Raw genomic sequence first — 17,582 nt, 5'->3', positions numbered from 1 at the left:
ACACGGCAGAAGAGATCGTAAACAAACTCCGTGGTCAGTACTGATCAATCGCTACTTCACATCCACCAAAGTCACATCGACCATGGGCACCTGGGACAGCAATCGTTCCACGGGGGAGTTGCCAAACCAGCGACGATACCAGGGAAGCTGGGAACGGCCCATGACGATATGAGTGATGTTGTACTCGGCAACGAAAGCTGCCACGGTGGCTTCGAATGTCTCACCTTTGAACTGCATCGGAATAGCGCCGAGTTGCTGAGCAAGGGTCTGGGCTTCCGTGATCTGCCGCTGCAATGCGGCATCGACTTTGTCCATGGCTTCACGGGGCGTCTGCACATAGACAGCATAAAGGGGTGCGTTGAAGCGATCTGCCAGGCGTGCAGCCTTGCGGAGGAGCCGATGGAGGTTAGGACTGCGGGAACTGAGGCAGACCATCACGCGGTCGGAAGCATTGACGGTAGTCCCGGTACGCTGCTGGCGCTGACGATCGAGAGCAGAAGCAATTTCCTCCAGGGTAAGTTCACGCAGACGACTGAGATTCTCCGCGGTGAAGAAGTTCGCCAAGGCGCGTTCGACACGCTCGCGTGGATAGACTTTGCCTTGCTTCAGCCTGTCCTGTAAATCCTCGGCGGCGACATCGACATTAATGATCTGATCAGCCTGAGCAAGCACATGATCCGGCACGCGTTCCTTAACTTTGATGCCGGTGAATTGTTCGATCACATCGTAGAGGCTTTCGATGTGCTGGATGTTGAGAGTGGTAATGACATGGATGCCACCCCGCAGGATTTCTTCTACATCCTGATAACGTTTGCTGTTGCGAGAGCCTGGAGCGTTCGTGTGAGCCAGTTCGTCAATGAGTGCCACGGTAGGCTTGCGTCGAAGTAGACCCTCCAGGTCCAGTTCTTCGAGTTTTACTCCCCGATACTCCACCATTCTGCGAGGTATTAGCTCCAGGGTGCCAATCTGTGCTGCCGTTTCGGTACGGCCATGTGTTTCCAGGATTCCGACGACGACATCGATTCCCTGCTTCTGCAGCCGCTGGCCTTCCTGAAGCATCTCGTAGGTTTTGCCGACACCGGGAGCGAAGCCGAGGTATATCTTCAGTTTTCCGCGTTGCTGCGAGCGAATGAGGCCGAGAAAGTGTTCAGGGTCGCGGTTTGGCGTCATTCCGCACCCCCGCTCGTTGGCAGCGTGATGATAAATGCGGTACCTTGACCCGACTGGCTTTCGCAGGCGATTTCTCCACCGTGTGCTTCGACGATTTCCTTCACGATGGCCAGGCCCAAGCCAGTGCCCGGGGTTTGATCCTGATCTGGGACGCGAAAGAAACGGTCGAAGACCTTCGGTAAATACTCAGCAGGGATGCCCACTCCGGAATCGTTCAACGTGAGTTTAATATGGTTGGTCGATGTCGGTTCTGCTCGTAGCATGATTCTCCCCCCTCGCGGTGTGTACTGAATCGCATTATCGAGCAGGTTGGACACAGCCCGCTTGAGTCGAATGGGATCGAGGAAGGACAAAGGCATGCGTGGAGCGACATCCAATGTGAATTCAAGCTGCTTGTCATCCAGCCGCGATTGCACCTCATCAATACATGATTGCAATAATGCACGAATATCCACCATTTCTCGCTGCAAAAGCTCCGCCGAGTCTTCCAGCCGAGCCAGTGCAAGCAATTGTTCGATGAGCTTGAAGAGCCGTTCGGTGCCGTCACGTGCTTCGAGCAGGAGTTCTATCTGTTTCGGATTTAGAGAGCCAACCACTTCCTCCAGCAGCACATGCACCGCCAAACGAACGCTGGTAAGGGGCGTCTTCAGTTCATGGCTGACCGTAGCAACCCAATCAGTTTTGTACTTGTCCAGAAGCCGAAACCGAGTGACATCGTTAAGAACCACAGCAGTGCCGAGGTAAGCCTGCTCTGGCGATTCGATCCGCCGGATTTGCGGTAAGTAGGCACGTTCTTCATTGCTGAAGCGAAATGTCACAACGTCACGAAAACTGTTGCTTTCTATGTTAAGTCGTTGTGTGCGGGCATTCTCGACCATTTTCTGCAACTGCTCAGGAGGTACCCAGTGTGGCCCTGTATTATCAGGACTGGGTGAGCTAATTCCGAAAAGTTGTTGAGCAGCGGGATTGGCTGATTCAAGCTGTCCTTGCGGATTGAGCACGATGACTGGATCGGGGAACGAATCAATGGTCGCCTGACGGGTTTGCTGGGCAAGGCGAAGTGTTTCAAGATCTGACTGCTTGTAGCCACGGAGTTTGCGCGTCATAGCGTTGAACTCGTTCGCCAAATCACCGATTTCATCATGACTAAGTACGGGCACTACTAACTGCAATTCACCCTGGCCTATGGAGCGAGCGGCATCCCGCATCGCCTTCAGGGGAACGACGACGGTGCGATCCATCCACCATAAGGCCAGCAGTACGATTGCGAGGGCGACTATCAGCCCAGCACAAATCCCGACGATGGCCCGTTGCGCAGTCGTTCGCGCTGCCTGGCTGGCCAGATACATATGGGTATCATTCAGATCACGAATCTGTAAGGCCAGCGATACGACTTCGGCGTGTTGCTCGGTCAGCGAGATGAGTAATTGCTTATCAGGCTGTACCAGGTAGGTATCACTCATCTGACGATATCGCTTTGCCGCAGGCTGCAGTAATGCGACCAGCTGCTGTTCTTCAGGCAATATGGTGATATTGTTCTCTTCGATCGACATCTGTTGGTCAAACTCAGCCCAGCTTTGTTGATGGAGAGCACGCATCTGGCCACTGATACCGGAAGCTGCCTGACGATGTGCTTCGTCGATACGCTCCAGTGCACTCAGCATCCTCGTCATGGCCCGCACACTGTCATAATTCTCCCGTAAGATAGTGCTGCTGCGTTGGCCAAGTAAGACAATGATCCACGCACCGATGCCGCCTGTAACGATCAACAGCAAGAACACTGGAGCGATAATCAGCAGCAACCGGCGTCGAAGCGTAGTATGCATCCGACCTCCCAATTAATATCCCAGCTTCTTGCGTTTGCGATACAGCGTGGAGACATCTATACCCAGAATACTTGCTGCCTCCTCCAGCGATGCTGCACGTGAAAGCACCAAACGCAGATGCTCCGCTTCCAGTTCCTCCAGGGTGACGTTGCCTCCTAACTGAAACATCTCCCCCTTGTGCAGTTTTGTTACTGGAACTGGAAGCTGTGTCAGGCCAATCTCCTGATCACTTGCCAGGATCACTGCCCGTTCGATGGCATTGCGAAGTTCACGCAGGTTGCCGGGCCAGCGATGGTGTTCCAGAGCAGCCAATGCTTCGTGAGTAAACCCGGTCACCTGCTTGCCTGCCTGCTCAGCGAAGAATGCCAGCAGGTTTTTGGCGAGTACAGCGATGTCTGGTACACGTTCACGAAGGGCAGGCAGGGTGATCTCGATGACGTTGAGTCGATAGAGCAGGTCTTCGCGGAACATACCCGCACGAACCGCTGCTTCCAGATCGCGATTGGTGGCTGTGATGATGCGTACATCGCCGATGCGGGTCTGCGTATCTCCCACTCGCTCGTATGCCTTCTCTTGCAGGAAGCGAAGCAGCTTGGGTTGTAGTGCTATAGGCAAGTCGCCGATTTCATCCAGGAAGAGAGTGCCACCTTCCGCTGCTGCGACCTTGCCTTGAGTGGTTTCAAATGCTCCAGTGAACGCCCCACGGACGTGGCCAAAGAGATCGCTTTCGAGAAGCTCAGCGGAGAGACTGGGGCAATGCACCGTGATGAATGGAGCATTGGCCCGCTTGCTTTTGGCATGGATGGCCCGGGCGAGCACCCCTTTGCCTGTACCACTTTCGCCACGAAGCAGCACCGCTGCTTCCGATGGTGCCACCTGGAAGGCTGTATCCAGTGCAGATTGCATCGCAGGCACAACGGTCTGTAGATCGACTTCAGGTAGCGCTCGCCTAATTTGTTCACGTAAATTGTTGACTTCACTGCGTAAGCCACGCAGTTCCTGCCAGCGGTTCAGTAGGAGTCGCAGTTGTTCCGGAGTGAACGGCTTGGGGAGATAGTCGAACGCTCCCCGCCGCATGGCTTCCACTGCAGTATCGATACCAGCATAGGCAGTCATCACCACAATGCCTGCGGTGGGATTGCTTTGCAGCAATTGCGACAACACATCGAGACCCGATTCGCGGCCTAGCTTCAGATCGACGAGGATGATATCGAAGTCTTCCTTGCTGACGAGATGGAGCGCAGCAGCACCGTTGGCAGCTTCCGCTACCTGATGCTTCATGCTCTCCAGTGTCAGTCGCAAGGTTCGCCGCAAACTGACTTCGTCATCAACAATCAAAAGACGCAACGCTTCCCCTCTGAGTGCATTCCATTATTATGCGACTCTTATGCCAGCCGAGTGACAATTTCACTTACTCCCCTCTCTCCACCGGGGTGAGGGGTTTGTTCTCGTATTCAACCATGTTGATGTCAGCCATCTTGCAATCCGCACGATCCACCATGCAACTTGCACGATTCACTTTCCACGTGCCTCATCAATCGCCCTAGTTCCAAGCACCTTTCGATAACTCCAAGCCATTGGCACGCTCCGTGCATTCCATCACGAGGTTCAACCGGAGTGCATCATGGATTTCCTTCCCTGGTACGTTGGGATGTTGCTTCTGGGCCTCGTCGCCCTGGCTGGCATGATCGCCTTCGTCCGATTCTGCGAACGGGTTTAAGGTGCTGACATGATCTGGATCACCATCATCCTGACCCTCTTTCTACTTGCCTATCTGGTGGCAGCGTTGCTGCGACCAGAGTGGTTCTAGGAGCTTGATCTCATGTGGCTGCTGCCATTGCTGATAGTGTTCGTAGCTGTACTTCTTTCGATTCCACTCGGTCGTTATCTCACGAAAGTGCTGGATCGTCCTGCACAAGGTTGGCTTGAAAAGCAGCTCGATACCGGTGCACAGAACTGGAAGCAGTATTGCCTGGCGATGCTGAGTTTCAATGTGCTCGTCTTTGTGATTGGCTTCCTGGTGTTGTTGCTTCAGCCGTGGTTGCCACTCAATCCTGATAACAAGGGGATGCTGGCACCGACGACGATCTTCAACACTGCCGCATCGTTCCTGACCAACACGAATCTCCAGCACTATTCCGGCGAGGTGCATCTTTCGTACTTCAGCCAGCTCTTCTTCATCTGCTGGAAGCAGTTCGTGACACCTGCTATCGGCTTGGCTGCGCTGCTCGTCATCATCCGTGCCTTGCGGGGTGATATAGACGTAGGCAATTTCTATGTCGATTTATGGCGCGGTGTCGTTTGGGTCTTTTTGCCTCTGTCTATCATCGTTGGTGTACTCCTGCTGGCAGGTGGTGTGCCCATGACACTGGAAGGCGCTGCGGCGGTGAAGACGCTGGCTGTTGGTGACCAAACCATCGCCCGTGGCCCCGTGGCAGCCATCGTGGCTATCAAGCAATTGGGAACCAATGGTGGTGGCTTCTTCGGTGCGAACTCGTGCCATCCCTTTGAAAACCCTTCTGCCTGGACAAACAATCTCGAATGTATCTCCATCATCCTCGTCCCCATGGCTTGTGTGTTCCTCTTTGGCAACATGCTGAAAGCCCAACGGCATGCGACACTTCTCTTTGGAGTGATGCTTCTGTTCCTGGTGACCTTCCTCATCTGGGGTATCGCCACCGATACGTTGCAGCCTAACCCCGGTTTGCATTCACTGCCACTGGATCAAATTAACGGCAACCTCGAAGGGAAAGAACTTCGGTTTGGTCCTTCAGCTGGCCCAACGTGGGCAGCGATTACCACCTGCACTTCAAACGGCTCCGTCAATTGCATGCACGATAGCCTGAACCCCCTTTCTGGGTTGACACCACTTTCAGGCATGTGGCTAAACTGCATCTTCGGTGGCGTTGGTGTGGGGATGATCAACTTTCTGGTCTATCTCATTGTCGCGGTCTTCCTGGCTGGCCTGATGGTAGGACGGACCCCGGAATACCTGGGCAAGAAAGTGGAAGCCCGCGAAATGAAGCTGGCTATGCTGGCACTCCTCATCCATCCGCTGATGATCCTGGTTCCGACAGGTATCGCAGCCATCAGCGATTGGGGTACCGGTGCAGTGAACAACCCTGGCCCCCATGGGCTGAGCGAAATGCTCTACGAATTCTCGTCCGCCTCCGCGAACAATGGTTCAGGCTTCGAAGGTCTGGCTGATACGGTTGGCACCGCTGACGACTTCCGCAATCCTGAGAAGCTGCCAAGCAATCAACGAGCTGTGATTTGGGACATTGCTACAGGGCTGGTGATGCTCATCTGCCGGTTTGTGCCGATCATTGCCCCGATTGCCCTGGCTGCATCGCTGGCAGCTAAGAAGCGAACTCCCTTTACCACCGGAACCCTTCGTACCGAAACGCTCACCTTTGGATTCGTGCTGCTAGGTACCATCATCCTGGTCGGTGCGTTGTTATTCCTTCCCGTCGCTGCGTTAGGACCAGTTGCAGAACACCTTGGCACTATGCCATTCGGCAAATAAGGAGTTACCCGTGATCGCTGTGAATGAGCCGAAATTGGCTCGCCGTCAAAGTCGCAGCTTAAGCATCTTCGCACCTGAGTTGCTGAAGGTCGCTGCCTGGCGTTCCATCGTGATGCTACGGCCTGACATTCTCTGGAAGAACCCGGTGATGTTCGTGGTCGAGGTGGGAACTTTTCTTTCCCTCCTTTACACCTTCGCTGCGGTGTTCAACCCGGAAGCAACTCAGGTACCGCTCAGCTATTTAATGACGCTCAATGCCTGGCTCATCATCACGCTACTGTTTGCCAACTTTGCAGAAGCACTGGCAGAAGCACGGGGTAAAGCCCAGGCCGATGCTTTGCGAAAGACACGTCAGGCAACACCTGCGGTTCGACTCAAACAGGTGGTCTCTCTCTCGGCTGCAAGTGAGAAGCATTTGGAGACCACCGTCTCTACTCAACTGGCAGAGGGTGATGTGGTACTGGTGGTGGCAGGTGAACTGATCCCTGCTGACGGAGAAATCGTCGAAGGCGTTGCATCCGTCGATGAATCAGCCATCACCGGTGAGTCTGCTCCGGTGGTTCGTGAAGCGGGTGGCGACCGTTCTGGTGTAACGGGTGGTACACGAGTACTCTCCGATCGCATCCTCGTCAAAGTGACGGTCAAGCAAGGCGAATCTTTCCTCGACAAGATGATCGCCCTCGTCGAAGGTGCCAAGAGGCAGCGTACACCCAATGAAATAGCACTTTCCATTGTTCTGGCAGCTTTCACGCTGATCTTCCTCATCGTCACAGCAACACTCTGGCCACTGGCACGTCATGCTGAGCAGTACATGGCTGACTTCAATGGGGTGCCTGCAGTCTCCAGCCTGGGTACCGATATCCCGACGCTGGTGGCACTGCTGGTTTGCCTGATTCCTACCACTATTGGTGCCTTGCTCGCTGCGATTGGTATTGCAGGAATGGATCGGGCTCTTCGGTCCAACATCATCGCCAAGAGTGGCAAAGCGGTCGAGGTGGCGGGCGATGTCGATACGCTGCTTCTGGATAAGACCGGCACGATCACCATGGGGAATCGCCGGGCAACCCGCTTCGTGCCCTTCGGGGATTACAGCGCTGTCGAAGTGGGTCGCTTGGCAACCCTGGCTTCAGCGTCTGATGAGACGCCGGAAGGCAAGAGCATTGTCGAACTCTACCGGCGACAACCCGGTGTTAACATCATGGCTGCGGAACCTCCGGCCAATGCTCACTTTGTCCCATTCAGTGCTCAAACCCGCATGAGTGGGGTCGATATTCCCAATGGTGAGAGCATTCGCAAGGGGGCTATCGATGCGGTGCTGAAATATATCAAGTACAATCACGGCACCACTCCTGAAGTGGTTCAAGAGCAAGCCAAGCAGGCTGCCGGACAAGGTGCTACACCACTACTGGTTTGCGAAGGCAACCGCATCGCAGGTATGGTAGTGCTCGAAGACATTCTGAAGCCCGGCATCCGTGATCGCTTCGAACGACTCCGAAGAATGGGCCTGAAAACCGTCATGGTGACTGGCGACAACCCACTGACTGCCAAGCATATCGCTGAGCAGGCCGGCGTAGATGACTACATTGCGGAGGCGACTCCCGAAGCCAAGTTGGCCTACATTCGTAGCGAGCAGGCAGGGGGCAAGCTGTTAGCCATGATGGGCGATGGCACCAATGATGCACCGGCCCTCGCCCAGGCTGATGTCGGCGTGGCCATGAACAGTGGTACCCAGGCAGCCAAAGAAGCAGGGAATATGGTCGATCTTGATAGCGATCCGACCAAGCTCATCGAAGTCGTGGAAGTAGGAAAACAGTTGCTGATGACCCGTGGGGCTCTCACCACGTTCAGCATCGCCAACGATATGGCCAAGTACTTCGCCATCGTTCCTGCACTCTTTGCGGACACGTTGCCCTGGCTGAAGTCCCTCGATTTCATGCATCTGGCTTCGCCGACGTCTGCCATTCTGTCAGCGGTGATCTTCAACGCCATCGTCATTCCCTGTCTGATACCAATCGCACTCAAGGGTGTGACTTACCGTCCGGTCGGTGCCGATGCACTGTTGCGACGCAATCTGCTGGTGTGGGGATTGGGCGGGGTATTGGTGCCTTTCGTAGGCATCAAGCTGATTGACATGGTTCTTGCTGGAGTATGGGGTGCCTGATGATCACGCCTTCTACCTGGGACTCTTCGACCACTTGGAATGATGCTCAGAACGCACCTGTCAGTATCTGGAGCCAGCTTACTCGTGAGGGCGAGGTGCTCGCAGTGATAGTACTCTGGTCGGGCATTGGCGGGATGGCTGGTCTGCTCTTCGCGTTCATGCTCTGTCCAGGTTCCATTTACTGGGACTATGTCGCCCTGATCATTCTTGGAACAGCAGCTGGTGCCATCACCGGTGGAGCCATGGAAATCGACACGAACAATACTCTTGCTGAAGAAGGAATACCGCAATTATCAGCCATTTCCGTGCACAACTGATTCTTGTGGCCGGTACGGTGCTGCTGTGCTGCATCGGCTATCCACTCTTGCTGTTTCTCATTGGAATGGGACTATTCCCAAGCCAGGCTGCAGGCAGCTTGCTGACTGATGCGAAAGGCACTGTTATCGGCTCCCGTCTCATCGCTCAACCGTTCAAGGGGGATGAGTGGTTTCAGCCACGTCCTTCTGCAGTGGATTACAACGCTGCTGGCTCGGGTGGTTCCAACCTAGGGGCGAACAATCCCAAACTCCGTGAACGAGTGGTAGCTGCGCTCAAGACCCTCCAGTCAACCGGCACTATACCTGCTGATGCTGTAACTGCATCCGGCTCGGGGTTGGACCCCCACATCACCTTGGCGAATGCACAGCTACAGATGAAACGCATTGCACAGGCGTGGGCCAGGAAGACTCAGCAACAGGAATCGCAAACAGAAGCGATCATTGACAAATTGCTGAAAGAACACGCCTATGAACCAATGTTTGGCCTGGCAGGTTGTCCACCACTGGTGAAGGTACTCGAACTCAATCTGGTACTGCAGAAATCCTTCGCTGAACAACGATAGTTGACTGGATTCAGCCAGTCGCTGGGGTAGGGGATCGACGTGACAGCCGATCCCCTTACTTCCTTTACCAGCGTATGAGTACATCAAAGGCAGCGGTGATCAGCTTCGATTCCCCTTCAAATGGCCGGGCATCGTTGTGATCATAACGTACTTCGGGGCGAATCCAGAGCCAGGGCTTGGGCTTGTAGGTGAAGCCCGTCGTCACTGTCGAATAAAGCCCGGCGTAACCTGTTCGCTGTCCCTGTATGTCATCAAAGAATTCGACACGTGTGGTGGCTGAGAGAGTGTCGCAGACCTGGTAGGTCAGATAGTTGACGATGCCATACCAATTCGCGTAGCCGATGCCTGGGACATCATTGGTAAATCCGTAGAGCCCTTCGCCGGTCCAGGTGAGCTTGTCAGATAGTTTGTAGGTGAGGACCAGATCGAATATTTGTGGGTTGTGGAAGTTCTCAGAAACATCGAACTGACCATTGCCGAGGATCACTGCGAAGAGGGCACTGGCTTTGCCATCCTTCGGCGCCCATTTGATACTGCCGATGTAGGTGGGGTTTGCTGCTGAATCAATAAAGACATCGGAGCCGGTTACGATGCCATTCTGCACACTCCAGTCGTCGTTCAGTTTCAGAGTGGTGACTGCACCAGTGTGGGTGAACGGATTGTAGATGAACGTATACGAACGCGAAGCCAGGGCATTGAGCGAGGCATCAATGCTCTCCACTCCATACTGAGCGAAGAAGCGACCAGCTTTGATTTCCAGTCCCTGTCCGAACTCAGGCAGATACCACTGGGCATAGAACTGGACGGGATCGATGCCGTAAGTATTGGGTTGCCCGTTGTTGGCAGTCAACTGGCTGTCCCACAGTCCACGTGCGACTGTGAAGCGGTAGTCACTGCCGGGCAGAATCAGATCAGCATGGTAGCCCCATGAGGGGGTCTTGGCTTCGGTATCGAGTGGTCTATCGATCCTCAACCAGTTCTGTTGCAACAGAAACTCATTGGCTTGATAGTTGAACCCCATCGGCAGTTGATCCTGCCCAGCCGAACTACCGGTGAATGAGAAATTGCTCCAGCCACTGATGGTTGTTTGATGGGCATTAAGCCAGCATCCTGCCCGTGTGCCGGCCAGCGACTGCATGAGCCACCCGACCTCAGGCGCAGGATCACTTGCCGCTTGTTGCGTCTCATCCAAAATGCATGTCAATAACAACAGTCCAGTAAGTACTTCCATGGCCACAGCCCTTATCGACGTGGATGCCAAAGCTGTGACAGCAGCGCATTAGCGATAGCTTTTCCTGTTTCATCGGCATTCCATCTAAAAGGACTTCAGCGGTTCACTATGTCAGAAAAGTTCAAGCAAGAAAAATGTCTAATGGGCCCAGCAGGATTCGAACCTGCAACCAAGGGATTATGAGCCTGGTGGCAAGGCGTTCTAAGTTTAGTTTTCAGTTAGACTTACGCAGTTTAACCAATCCCGGTCACCACTTATTACACCAGTTCAAGGATCAAAACACAAAACAGTCACAGCCCATCGTACCCCAGATGGCGCTTGAGCAGGGGGCAAGCATTGCCATCAGATTATGTCCCGCTATTGATGCTCCTTTTGGTTGAATAGCTGAACGATGGTAGCCGCCATAGTGTTTCACCGGCGACCAGTCGGGCATTGCGAGTGGAACAGTCGGTGATAATGTGGCATAGGTACCTGCTCCATATACCACTTTACCATCGACGATGGTGAGTATCGATTCGATGCGTTTGATTTCTTCTTCGGGCACAGTGAAGTAGTCATTGTTCAACACAGCTACATCTGCCAGTTGTTCAGGTGTAATGGCGCCTTTGTTTGTTTCTTCACCTGAGAACCACGCGCTTCCTTGGGTGTATCTTCGAAGGGCTTCGAGGCGGTCTAATCGATTGTTTTCGGAATAGAGCGTTGTACCCCCAACCGTCTTGCCAGCAACCATCCAATAGAGTGAGACCCAAGGGTTGTAGCTGGCTACGCGTGTGGCATCGGTGCCTGCTCCAACAGGTATTCCGGTTTTCAGCATCTTTGTTATGGGCGGCGAATTGCCTGCTGCCTTTGCGCCATACCGATTGATGAAGTACTCACCCTGGTAAGCCATGCGGTGCTGGACAGCAATTCCGCCACCGAGAGCCCTGATGCGATCCAGGTTGCGTTCGCTTACTGTTTCTGCATGATCAAAAAACCAACGCAAGCCATCAAAAGGAACATCACGATTTACTGTTTCAAAGACATTGAGGAACCGCGAAATTGATTCATCGTAGGTTGCATGCAGTCGGAATGGCCAGCGATGTTTAGCCAGCAGGCCAACAACGCGAGTAAGCTCTTCTTCGAGTGATGGAAAAAGATCGGGACGGGGTTCCAGAAAATCCTCAAAGTCTGCAGCGGAAAATGTCAGCATCTCCCCTGCACCGTTCATTCGGTAGAAGTCGCTGCCGGCACCAGGTTTGGTCATGGCGATCCATTTGGCGAAGTCGTCATATTCCTGTTTGGGGTGCTGAGTGAAAAGGTTGTATGCCACTCGCACCGTCATCTCGCCCCGACGGTGCAGTTCGTCCATGATCTGGTAGTCTTCGGGATAGTTCTGGAAACCACCACCTGCATCAATCACACTGGTCAACCCCAGGCGATTGAGTTCTCGCATAAACTGCCGTGTCGAGTTCAATTGATATTCAGCTGGCAGCTTCGGCCCCTTGGCCAGCGTTGCATAGAGTAACATGGCGTTTGGCTTGGCGATGAGTAGGCCTGTCGGATTCCCTAACTTGTCACGCTGGATTTCACCACCTGGAGGATTAGGCGTGTCCTTCGTGTAGCCACAGGCACGCAGGGCTGCGGCGTTGAGCAACGCACGATCATACAAATGCAGAACGAAGACCGGTGTATCAGCGCAAACCGCATTAATTTCGTCCAGAGTAGGTAGCCTGCGCTCAGCGAACTGAAACTCTGTCCAGCCACCAACAACACGCACCCATTGTGGCGGAGGCGTTCGCTGGGCCTGCTCTTTCAGCATACGTAGGGCATCGGCCAGTGAAGGCACGCCATCCCATCGCAGCTCCATGTTGTAGTTCAGCCCGCCTCGAATCAGGTGCAAATGCGAATCGTTTAATCCCGGAATAACACGCCGCCCACCCAGGTCGATCAGTTTCGTAGCATTTCCTTTCAGGCGTAGTATCTCCGCATCATCGCCAATTGCAGAAAACCTGTTGGCCGCAATGGCCACTGCAGTCACTTCGGGTTTGCTCGCATCCAGGGTGGTGATTCTGCCGTTATGCAAGATCAGATCTGGTGTGTGCATCAGTGGACTCCACTTACAGGCCGATGGGCAGGCAATAACCAGGGACGGAACACTCGATTGAGAAGAGGCATGACAATCCAGGTCAGTCCGGCAACCACCACGGCGTTGGCAAACATGTAGGCAAGCAACGTGGGCCAGTGATTTGTCATCGGACTGAGCAACCAACTGACGATATAGACCGTCAGCGAAACGCCAACCCAGGTAACCACGGCCATTTTCCAGCGCGGCGGTACACGAGTGAATTGTTGGCCCAGAGGTGTGAACCAGCTTTCCAGTCCGCAGATCGTTTCAATTTTCGGCTCGGTTTCGAGCATAGGGCGCAGTGATTCCACAAACCCACGATATTCGGCAGAATCACGAAATGCATGCCAATCATCTCTGGAATTGAATTTGATGACTGCCCCGTATTCCCTGCTGCCTGGCATGGGGCGAAGCATGTGCACCCCAAGATAGCCCGGAAATTTCAGTGCTCGCTGGATCCAGTCTTTTACTTTTTCCTCAAAGGACTGTTCCTATCCGGCACGTACGAGACGAGTGATCAGAATCGTGACAGGTTCCGGTTGCTGCATGGTTGGGTTCAATGAGCAGAAGAGACAGGTACTTTGTATTCCGGAAACTTTGTTTCTGGAGCCTTGTGGACCATGGTGTAGGCATATTCAACGCCTACACCGTAAGCGCCACAGTGGTTCTTTACAATGTCCATGACAGCATCGTAGGTGTCTTTTTGTGCCCAGTCACGCTGCCATTCCAGCATCACCGAAAGTGCTGTAACGGGCTTGGCGCCAGCCTGTATGACGCGCTTCATGGCATTGTCATGTGCCAGGGCACTGACATCGCCACAACAGTCTTCCACAACATACACTTCGTAGCCATCATGAATCGCCTGGATGGTTGGCAAGGCAACACACGTTTCTGTCCACAGTCCGGCTAACACGATTTTCTTTTTCCCTGTCTTCTTTACGGCAGCAACAAAGTTTTCGTCATCCCAGGAGTTCATCGAAGAACGCTCAATGGGCTTTTGCTGTGGATAAATGGCCTGGATCTGAGGCCACATGTTGCCACTGAAGCCTTTAGTCTCCACGGTGCTCAAAACGACTGGCACACCAAATACTTTCGATGCCTTGAGCAGCACCAGATTATTGTTGATGATCGATTGCCTGTCGAAGTTGCAGACGCCGAACAACATCTGCGGTTGCAGATCGATGATGGTGACCACACAGTTTTCGTGGGTGAGAAGACCTTTTTCGCTACGTTTGGCAATTGCCATGATAACTCCAAAATCTGAGCCATTTATCGATACCACGAGAAACCTCGGTAAAGAGATCAGCAGTATCCTTATCGCCAAGCTTGTCAGCCTCGTCGATGGCTTGGCGGACGGACTTTCCGAAAGCTGCTAATGCTGAAGAAAGAGCTTCAACGTGGCTGTGGCCATTGGTGGTGCCAGCCGGGTATTCTGCCAATGAGGATCGCTTGGATGCTATCCGAACGGTGCCCTCAGCAACACCTCCCAGTTGAACAGCACGCTCAGCAAGATCGTCCACATAGTCTTCTACAGCTTCATTGACCTTATCAAACAACTCGTGCAACCCGATGAAGTTTGGGCCTTTTACGTTCCAGTGTGCCTGCTTGGTCTGCGACTGCAGATCAATGGCATCGGCCAGCCTGGCATTGAGCAGTTCAATGGAGGCCTGTCGAGTTTTCTCAGGCAGATCATTCTTGGTCTTGTGCATGCTGTTACTCTTGAAGTGTTCCTGCCTTTGCTCTATGGGAAAGCAGCATAACTGCGAAGAGGCAAGCACATCAGGCGGTGCGTATTTCACCAGTATTTCCTGGAACAACTTGCACTGGTTGGAACCGCTTGATTGCCAGAATTGTCAGCGTCATGAAGATCACAAGGTTTGCCAGTTGAGCGATCAGGAATGGCGGTTCCTGCTGTGTCGGAGCCAGATCGTGAAGCACCTGTATCTTGAGAAATGCCTGCACGATGAGCACAAAGACATTGAGATAAAGAGCCAGCATTGCCGAGATGATGTACACCCATCGCCAACGGCCCACGAGTCGTTGTACATAGCGGGCATAGTAGGCAACCGGCAGTATGAGCAGGGATGATATTCCAAACGCATGGGAAGGCAGGAACTTCACGAAAGGGAATAGGAACCCCGTTACGCTGGTGGCTACGGTGGTTGCCAGAAAGATGGTTGTCCATGTTTCAAGTCGCTTGTTATTGAGCAGACCGTAGAGTGCGACGAAGCCCGTAGCAATAGCCACGAGGCTGATAACGACGTGGATGAATGTCAGCGGATTCATGCCGATAATCATAGAGTGCCTCCCTGAATGAACTTAAGAAGATCATTGTTGATGATCTCATGACGGGTTGAGCACATACCGTGATCGAACCCGGGATAGACTTTAAGTGTGGAGTTTTTGACCAGCTTGCTGGAAAGCATAGCTGAACCGGCATTAGGCACAATCTGATCGTCATCGCCATGCATGATCAGTGTCGGTATGTTGATCTTCTTCAAATCTTCAGTGAAATCCGTTTCGGAAAAGGCTTTGATGCAGTCGTAAACCGCTTTGACTCCAGCCATCATGCCTTGCCGCCACCAATTATCAATCAGGCCCTGCGATATCTTGGCACCTGGACGATTGAAGCCATAGAACGGCCCTGAGGGCACTTCGCGAAAGAACTGGGCACGATCTGCCAGTAGTGATTTTCGAAAGCCATCGAATAGTTCCAGAGGCAAACCCACGGGATTGTTGGGTGACTTCACCATAATCGGCGGTACCGAACCGATCAGCACAGCCTTCGCAACCCGCTGTGTACCATGTCGACCCAGGTAACGAGCCACTTCGCCACCTCCCGTGGAGTGACCAATGTGGATGGCATCTTTCAGATTCAGCGATTCGACCAGAGTAGCGAGATCATCTGCATAGGTATCCATCTCGTTGCCAAGCCAAGTCTGGTCAGACCGTCCATGGCCTCGGCGGTCATGAGCGATAACGCGAAATCCTTTCTGTCCAAAGAAGAACATCTGGGCATCCCAGTCGTCGGCGCTAAGTGGCCAGCCATGGCTGAAGACGATGGGCTGTCCCTGGCCCCAGTCCTTGTAGTAAATCTGTGTGCCGTCTTTTGTTCGAATCGTACTCATGCTTGTACCCCAATCGTTGTGCTCACAGTATTTCTGTCACTTTATGTGGTGAACAAACGAAGCGATTGTTTCCGCACACAACTCTGGATGCTGATGCTGCGGGCCGTGTCCAGCTTGCGGGAAAGTCAGAACAGAAAGGCTTTGCCATTGGCGATTGAGTGCATACCAGTTCTCCGCAGGAAATACGATGTCGTGATCACCACAGATTGCCAGTATGGGCACCTTGGTTTGCGACAGTGTTCTGAAGTAGAACTGCTCTGGGTCGGCAAAGATGGCTTCCGGACTACTTGATTCTCTGACAAGTTTGAGATATGTCGCTTCTGGAATAATCGGACTGGTATCTGTCTGGCGTGAAGCAATGCGATCGTGTGAAGCCTTAGCGGCTCGGCGACTCGCGTCGGAGGCCGGCTCAAAGAACAGAATGTACTCATCCTCCAACGTGTAGTGAAGCTTCATGGCAGTTGGCATAAATATAGGGTCAACAGCGTATGGTTGCTTGCCGGGAGGCCCTGTCCCAATCAGTATTGCATGGCTGACTCGTTCGGCATACCGAGCCACGAAAACTTGTGCTGCCAATCCACCCAATGACCAGCCACCAATAATTACACGATCCATACCAAGCGAATCGATCAAATCCTTGGCATCCTGTGCCAGCGCTTCCCGGTGGTAATCCGGTTCACCAGAAGATTGTCCCAATCCAGTGTAGTCAAACGTGATTACGGTAAAGTGTGCAGCCAGTGCATCCAGAAAGGCAGGGTCCCACACATCCATAACACCACGAAGCCTTAAACAAAGCACTAGAGGGGGTCCCTGGCCAATTCGTCGATACGCCAGGGTTCTCCCTCGCGTCTGAACAAACTGTGTCGGCACGTTTCTGGCAGTAGTTGTCATGAAATCACCTCCTCCGATTGCATCAGTTGAACCAGCTCCGCGGTATTCATCACCTTGTGAGCATAGGTAGGAGCATTGATGTTATGAGCGGCATGCATGGCTTCCTGACTCAAGGCCGCTGTGGCATCACGTACCAGCGTTACGTGATAGCCCAGTTCGACTGCAAAGCGAGCGGTTGTCTCAATGCATGTGTTGGCAATTAAACCGATCAGGATCACATGCCTGATCCGATGTTGCTTCAGGAGGTAGCCCAGGTCTGTGTTCGCAAAACCACTCGATCCCCAATGCTCTTTGACCACAATATCACCAGGCTGCGGAGCAAACTCAGGATGCCAGTCTCCTCCCCACGACCCCTTGGCAAAAACCTGGGCTTGCACGGAGCCCAGTTGATAGGGAGTGGGATGATCCCATTGATCAAGGTCACCAGGCTCAAAGCGATGGTGGGGCACAATAAAGACTGGACATTTTGACTGACGGAATACGGAAACCACCTTACGAAGGTTGTCCAACAGATTGACTTCGCATGCTACGGCGGCCAGCATTGGCCAGAGCTTTCCACCTTCGGAAAGGAAGTCGTTATAGGGATCAATCAAGAGTAGTGCGCTGTGTCCCTGCCGATAGCTATGGCCCGCCATAGGGTAACCCTCCGGAATATATCAAGCCTG

The 17,582-nt window shown here is 53.3% G+C and carries 17 protein-coding genes; 5 read left to right on the top strand and 12 right to left on the bottom strand.

Features of this window, described 5'->3' with window-relative positions; genetic code table 11:
* Positions 1-51: 51 nt before the first annotated feature.
* The 3 genes from JNJ77_11525 to JNJ77_11515 are packed head-to-tail and all read right to left on the bottom strand — an operon-like array spanning position 52 to position 4,343.
* Positions 52-1,170 (bottom strand): universal stress protein, encoded by a 1,119-nt coding sequence (locus JNJ77_11525; GenBank protein ID MBL8823210.1) that lies wholly within the window; start codon positions 1,168-1,170, stop codon positions 52-54.
* Positions 1,167-2,996, bottom strand: a complete 1,830-nt coding sequence (locus JNJ77_11520; protein ID MBL8823209.1) for a HAMP domain-containing protein — start codon at positions 2,994-2,996, stop codon at positions 1,167-1,169. Before JNJ77_11520 ends, JNJ77_11525 begins: the two co-directional genes overlap by 4 nt.
* Before the next feature lie 12 nt (positions 2,997-3,008).
* Complete coding sequence (locus tag JNJ77_11515; protein MBL8823208.1) at positions 3,009-4,343, bottom strand: sigma-54-dependent Fis family transcriptional regulator; 1,335 nt, start codon at positions 4,341-4,343, stop codon at positions 3,009-3,011.
* Positions 4,344-4,725: 382 nt separating this feature from the next.
* Here JNJ77_11515 and kdpF point away from each other — a divergent pair, with 382 nt between their 5' ends.
* The 5 genes from kdpF to JNJ77_11490 are packed head-to-tail and all read left to right on the top strand — an operon-like array spanning position 4,726 to position 9,563.
* Entirely contained in the window at positions 4,726-4,806 is an 81-nt protein-coding gene (kdpF, locus tag JNJ77_11510) for a K(+)-transporting ATPase subunit F (protein MBL8823207.1), read from the top strand.
* A 12-nt stretch (positions 4,807-4,818) separates the two neighbouring features.
* Complete coding sequence (kdpA, locus tag JNJ77_11505; GenBank protein ID MBL8823206.1) at positions 4,819-6,522, top strand: potassium-transporting ATPase subunit A; 1,704 nt, start codon at positions 4,819-4,821, stop codon at positions 6,520-6,522.
* Between the two features lie 10 nt (positions 6,523-6,532).
* Positions 6,533-8,683: a potassium-transporting ATPase subunit KdpB gene (gene kdpB / locus JNJ77_11500; protein ID MBL8823205.1), complete on the top strand. Its 2,151-nt coding sequence runs from the start codon at positions 6,533-6,535 to the stop codon at positions 8,681-8,683.
* The gene (locus tag JNJ77_11495) at positions 8,683-9,000 is read left to right on the top strand and encodes a hypothetical protein (protein ID MBL8823204.1); all 318 of its coding nucleotides are present in this window, start codon (positions 8,683-8,685) and stop codon (positions 8,998-9,000) included. Before kdpB ends, JNJ77_11495 begins: the two co-directional genes overlap by 1 nt.
* The gene (locus tag JNJ77_11490; GenBank protein MBL8823203.1) at positions 8,973-9,563 is read left to right on the top strand and encodes a potassium-transporting ATPase subunit C; all 591 of its coding nucleotides are present in this window, start codon (positions 8,973-8,975) and stop codon (positions 9,561-9,563) included. The genes JNJ77_11495 and JNJ77_11490 overlap by 28 nt, the downstream gene beginning before the upstream one ends.
* A 64-nt stretch (positions 9,564-9,627) precedes the next feature.
* Here the strand turns inward: JNJ77_11490 and JNJ77_11485 are convergent, their stop codons facing one another.
* From JNJ77_11485 to JNJ77_11445, 9 genes are all read right to left on the bottom strand, one after another.
* Positions 9,628-10,701 (bottom strand): outer membrane beta-barrel protein, encoded by a 1,074-nt coding sequence (locus JNJ77_11485; GenBank protein MBL8823202.1) that lies wholly within the window; start codon positions 10,699-10,701, stop codon positions 9,628-9,630.
* Positions 10,702-11,068: 367 nt separating this feature from the next.
* Entirely contained in the window at positions 11,069-12,877 is a 1,809-nt protein-coding gene (locus JNJ77_11480; protein MBL8823201.1) for an amidohydrolase, read from the bottom strand.
* A complete protein-coding gene (locus JNJ77_11475) occupies positions 12,877-13,356 on the bottom strand; it encodes a hypothetical protein (protein ID MBL8823200.1) in 480 nt (159 codons plus the stop codon). The genes JNJ77_11480 and JNJ77_11475 overlap by 1 nt, the downstream gene beginning before the upstream one ends.
* Before the next feature lie 98 nt (positions 13,357-13,454).
* A complete protein-coding gene (locus JNJ77_11470; GenBank protein MBL8823199.1) occupies positions 13,455-14,144 on the bottom strand; it encodes a hydrolase in 690 nt (229 codons plus the stop codon).
* Entirely contained in the window at positions 14,125-14,607 is a 483-nt protein-coding gene (gene dps, locus JNJ77_11465) for a DNA starvation/stationary phase protection protein Dps (protein ID MBL8823198.1), read from the bottom strand. Before dps ends, JNJ77_11470 begins: the two co-directional genes overlap by 20 nt.
* 70 nt (positions 14,608-14,677) lie before the next feature.
* Positions 14,678-15,196 carry a hypothetical protein gene (locus JNJ77_11460; GenBank protein ID MBL8823197.1) on the bottom strand — a complete coding sequence of 173 codons (519 nt, stop codon included), beginning with the start codon at positions 15,194-15,196 and terminating at the stop codon, positions 14,678-14,680.
* Entirely contained in the window at positions 15,193-16,026 is an 834-nt protein-coding gene (locus JNJ77_11455; GenBank protein MBL8823196.1) for an alpha/beta hydrolase, read from the bottom strand. The genes JNJ77_11460 and JNJ77_11455 overlap by 4 nt, the downstream gene beginning before the upstream one ends.
* A 36-nt stretch (positions 16,027-16,062) precedes the next feature.
* The gene (locus JNJ77_11450; GenBank protein ID MBL8823195.1) at positions 16,063-16,917 is read right to left on the bottom strand and encodes an alpha/beta hydrolase; all 855 of its coding nucleotides are present in this window, start codon (positions 16,915-16,917) and stop codon (positions 16,063-16,065) included.
* The gene (locus JNJ77_11445; GenBank protein MBL8823194.1) at positions 16,914-17,552 is read right to left on the bottom strand and encodes a cysteine hydrolase; all 639 of its coding nucleotides are present in this window, start codon (positions 17,550-17,552) and stop codon (positions 16,914-16,916) included. Before JNJ77_11445 ends, JNJ77_11450 begins: the two co-directional genes overlap by 4 nt.
* Between the last annotated feature and the right edge of the window lie 30 nt (positions 17,553-17,582).

Source organism: Planctomycetia bacterium, from assembly GCA_016795155.1.
GTDB lineage: Bacteria > Planctomycetota > Planctomycetia > Gemmatales > HRBIN36 > JAEUIE01.
The sequence above is the reverse complement of the archived record's forward strand: the minus strand, read 5'-3'. Positions and strand labels throughout refer to the sequence as shown.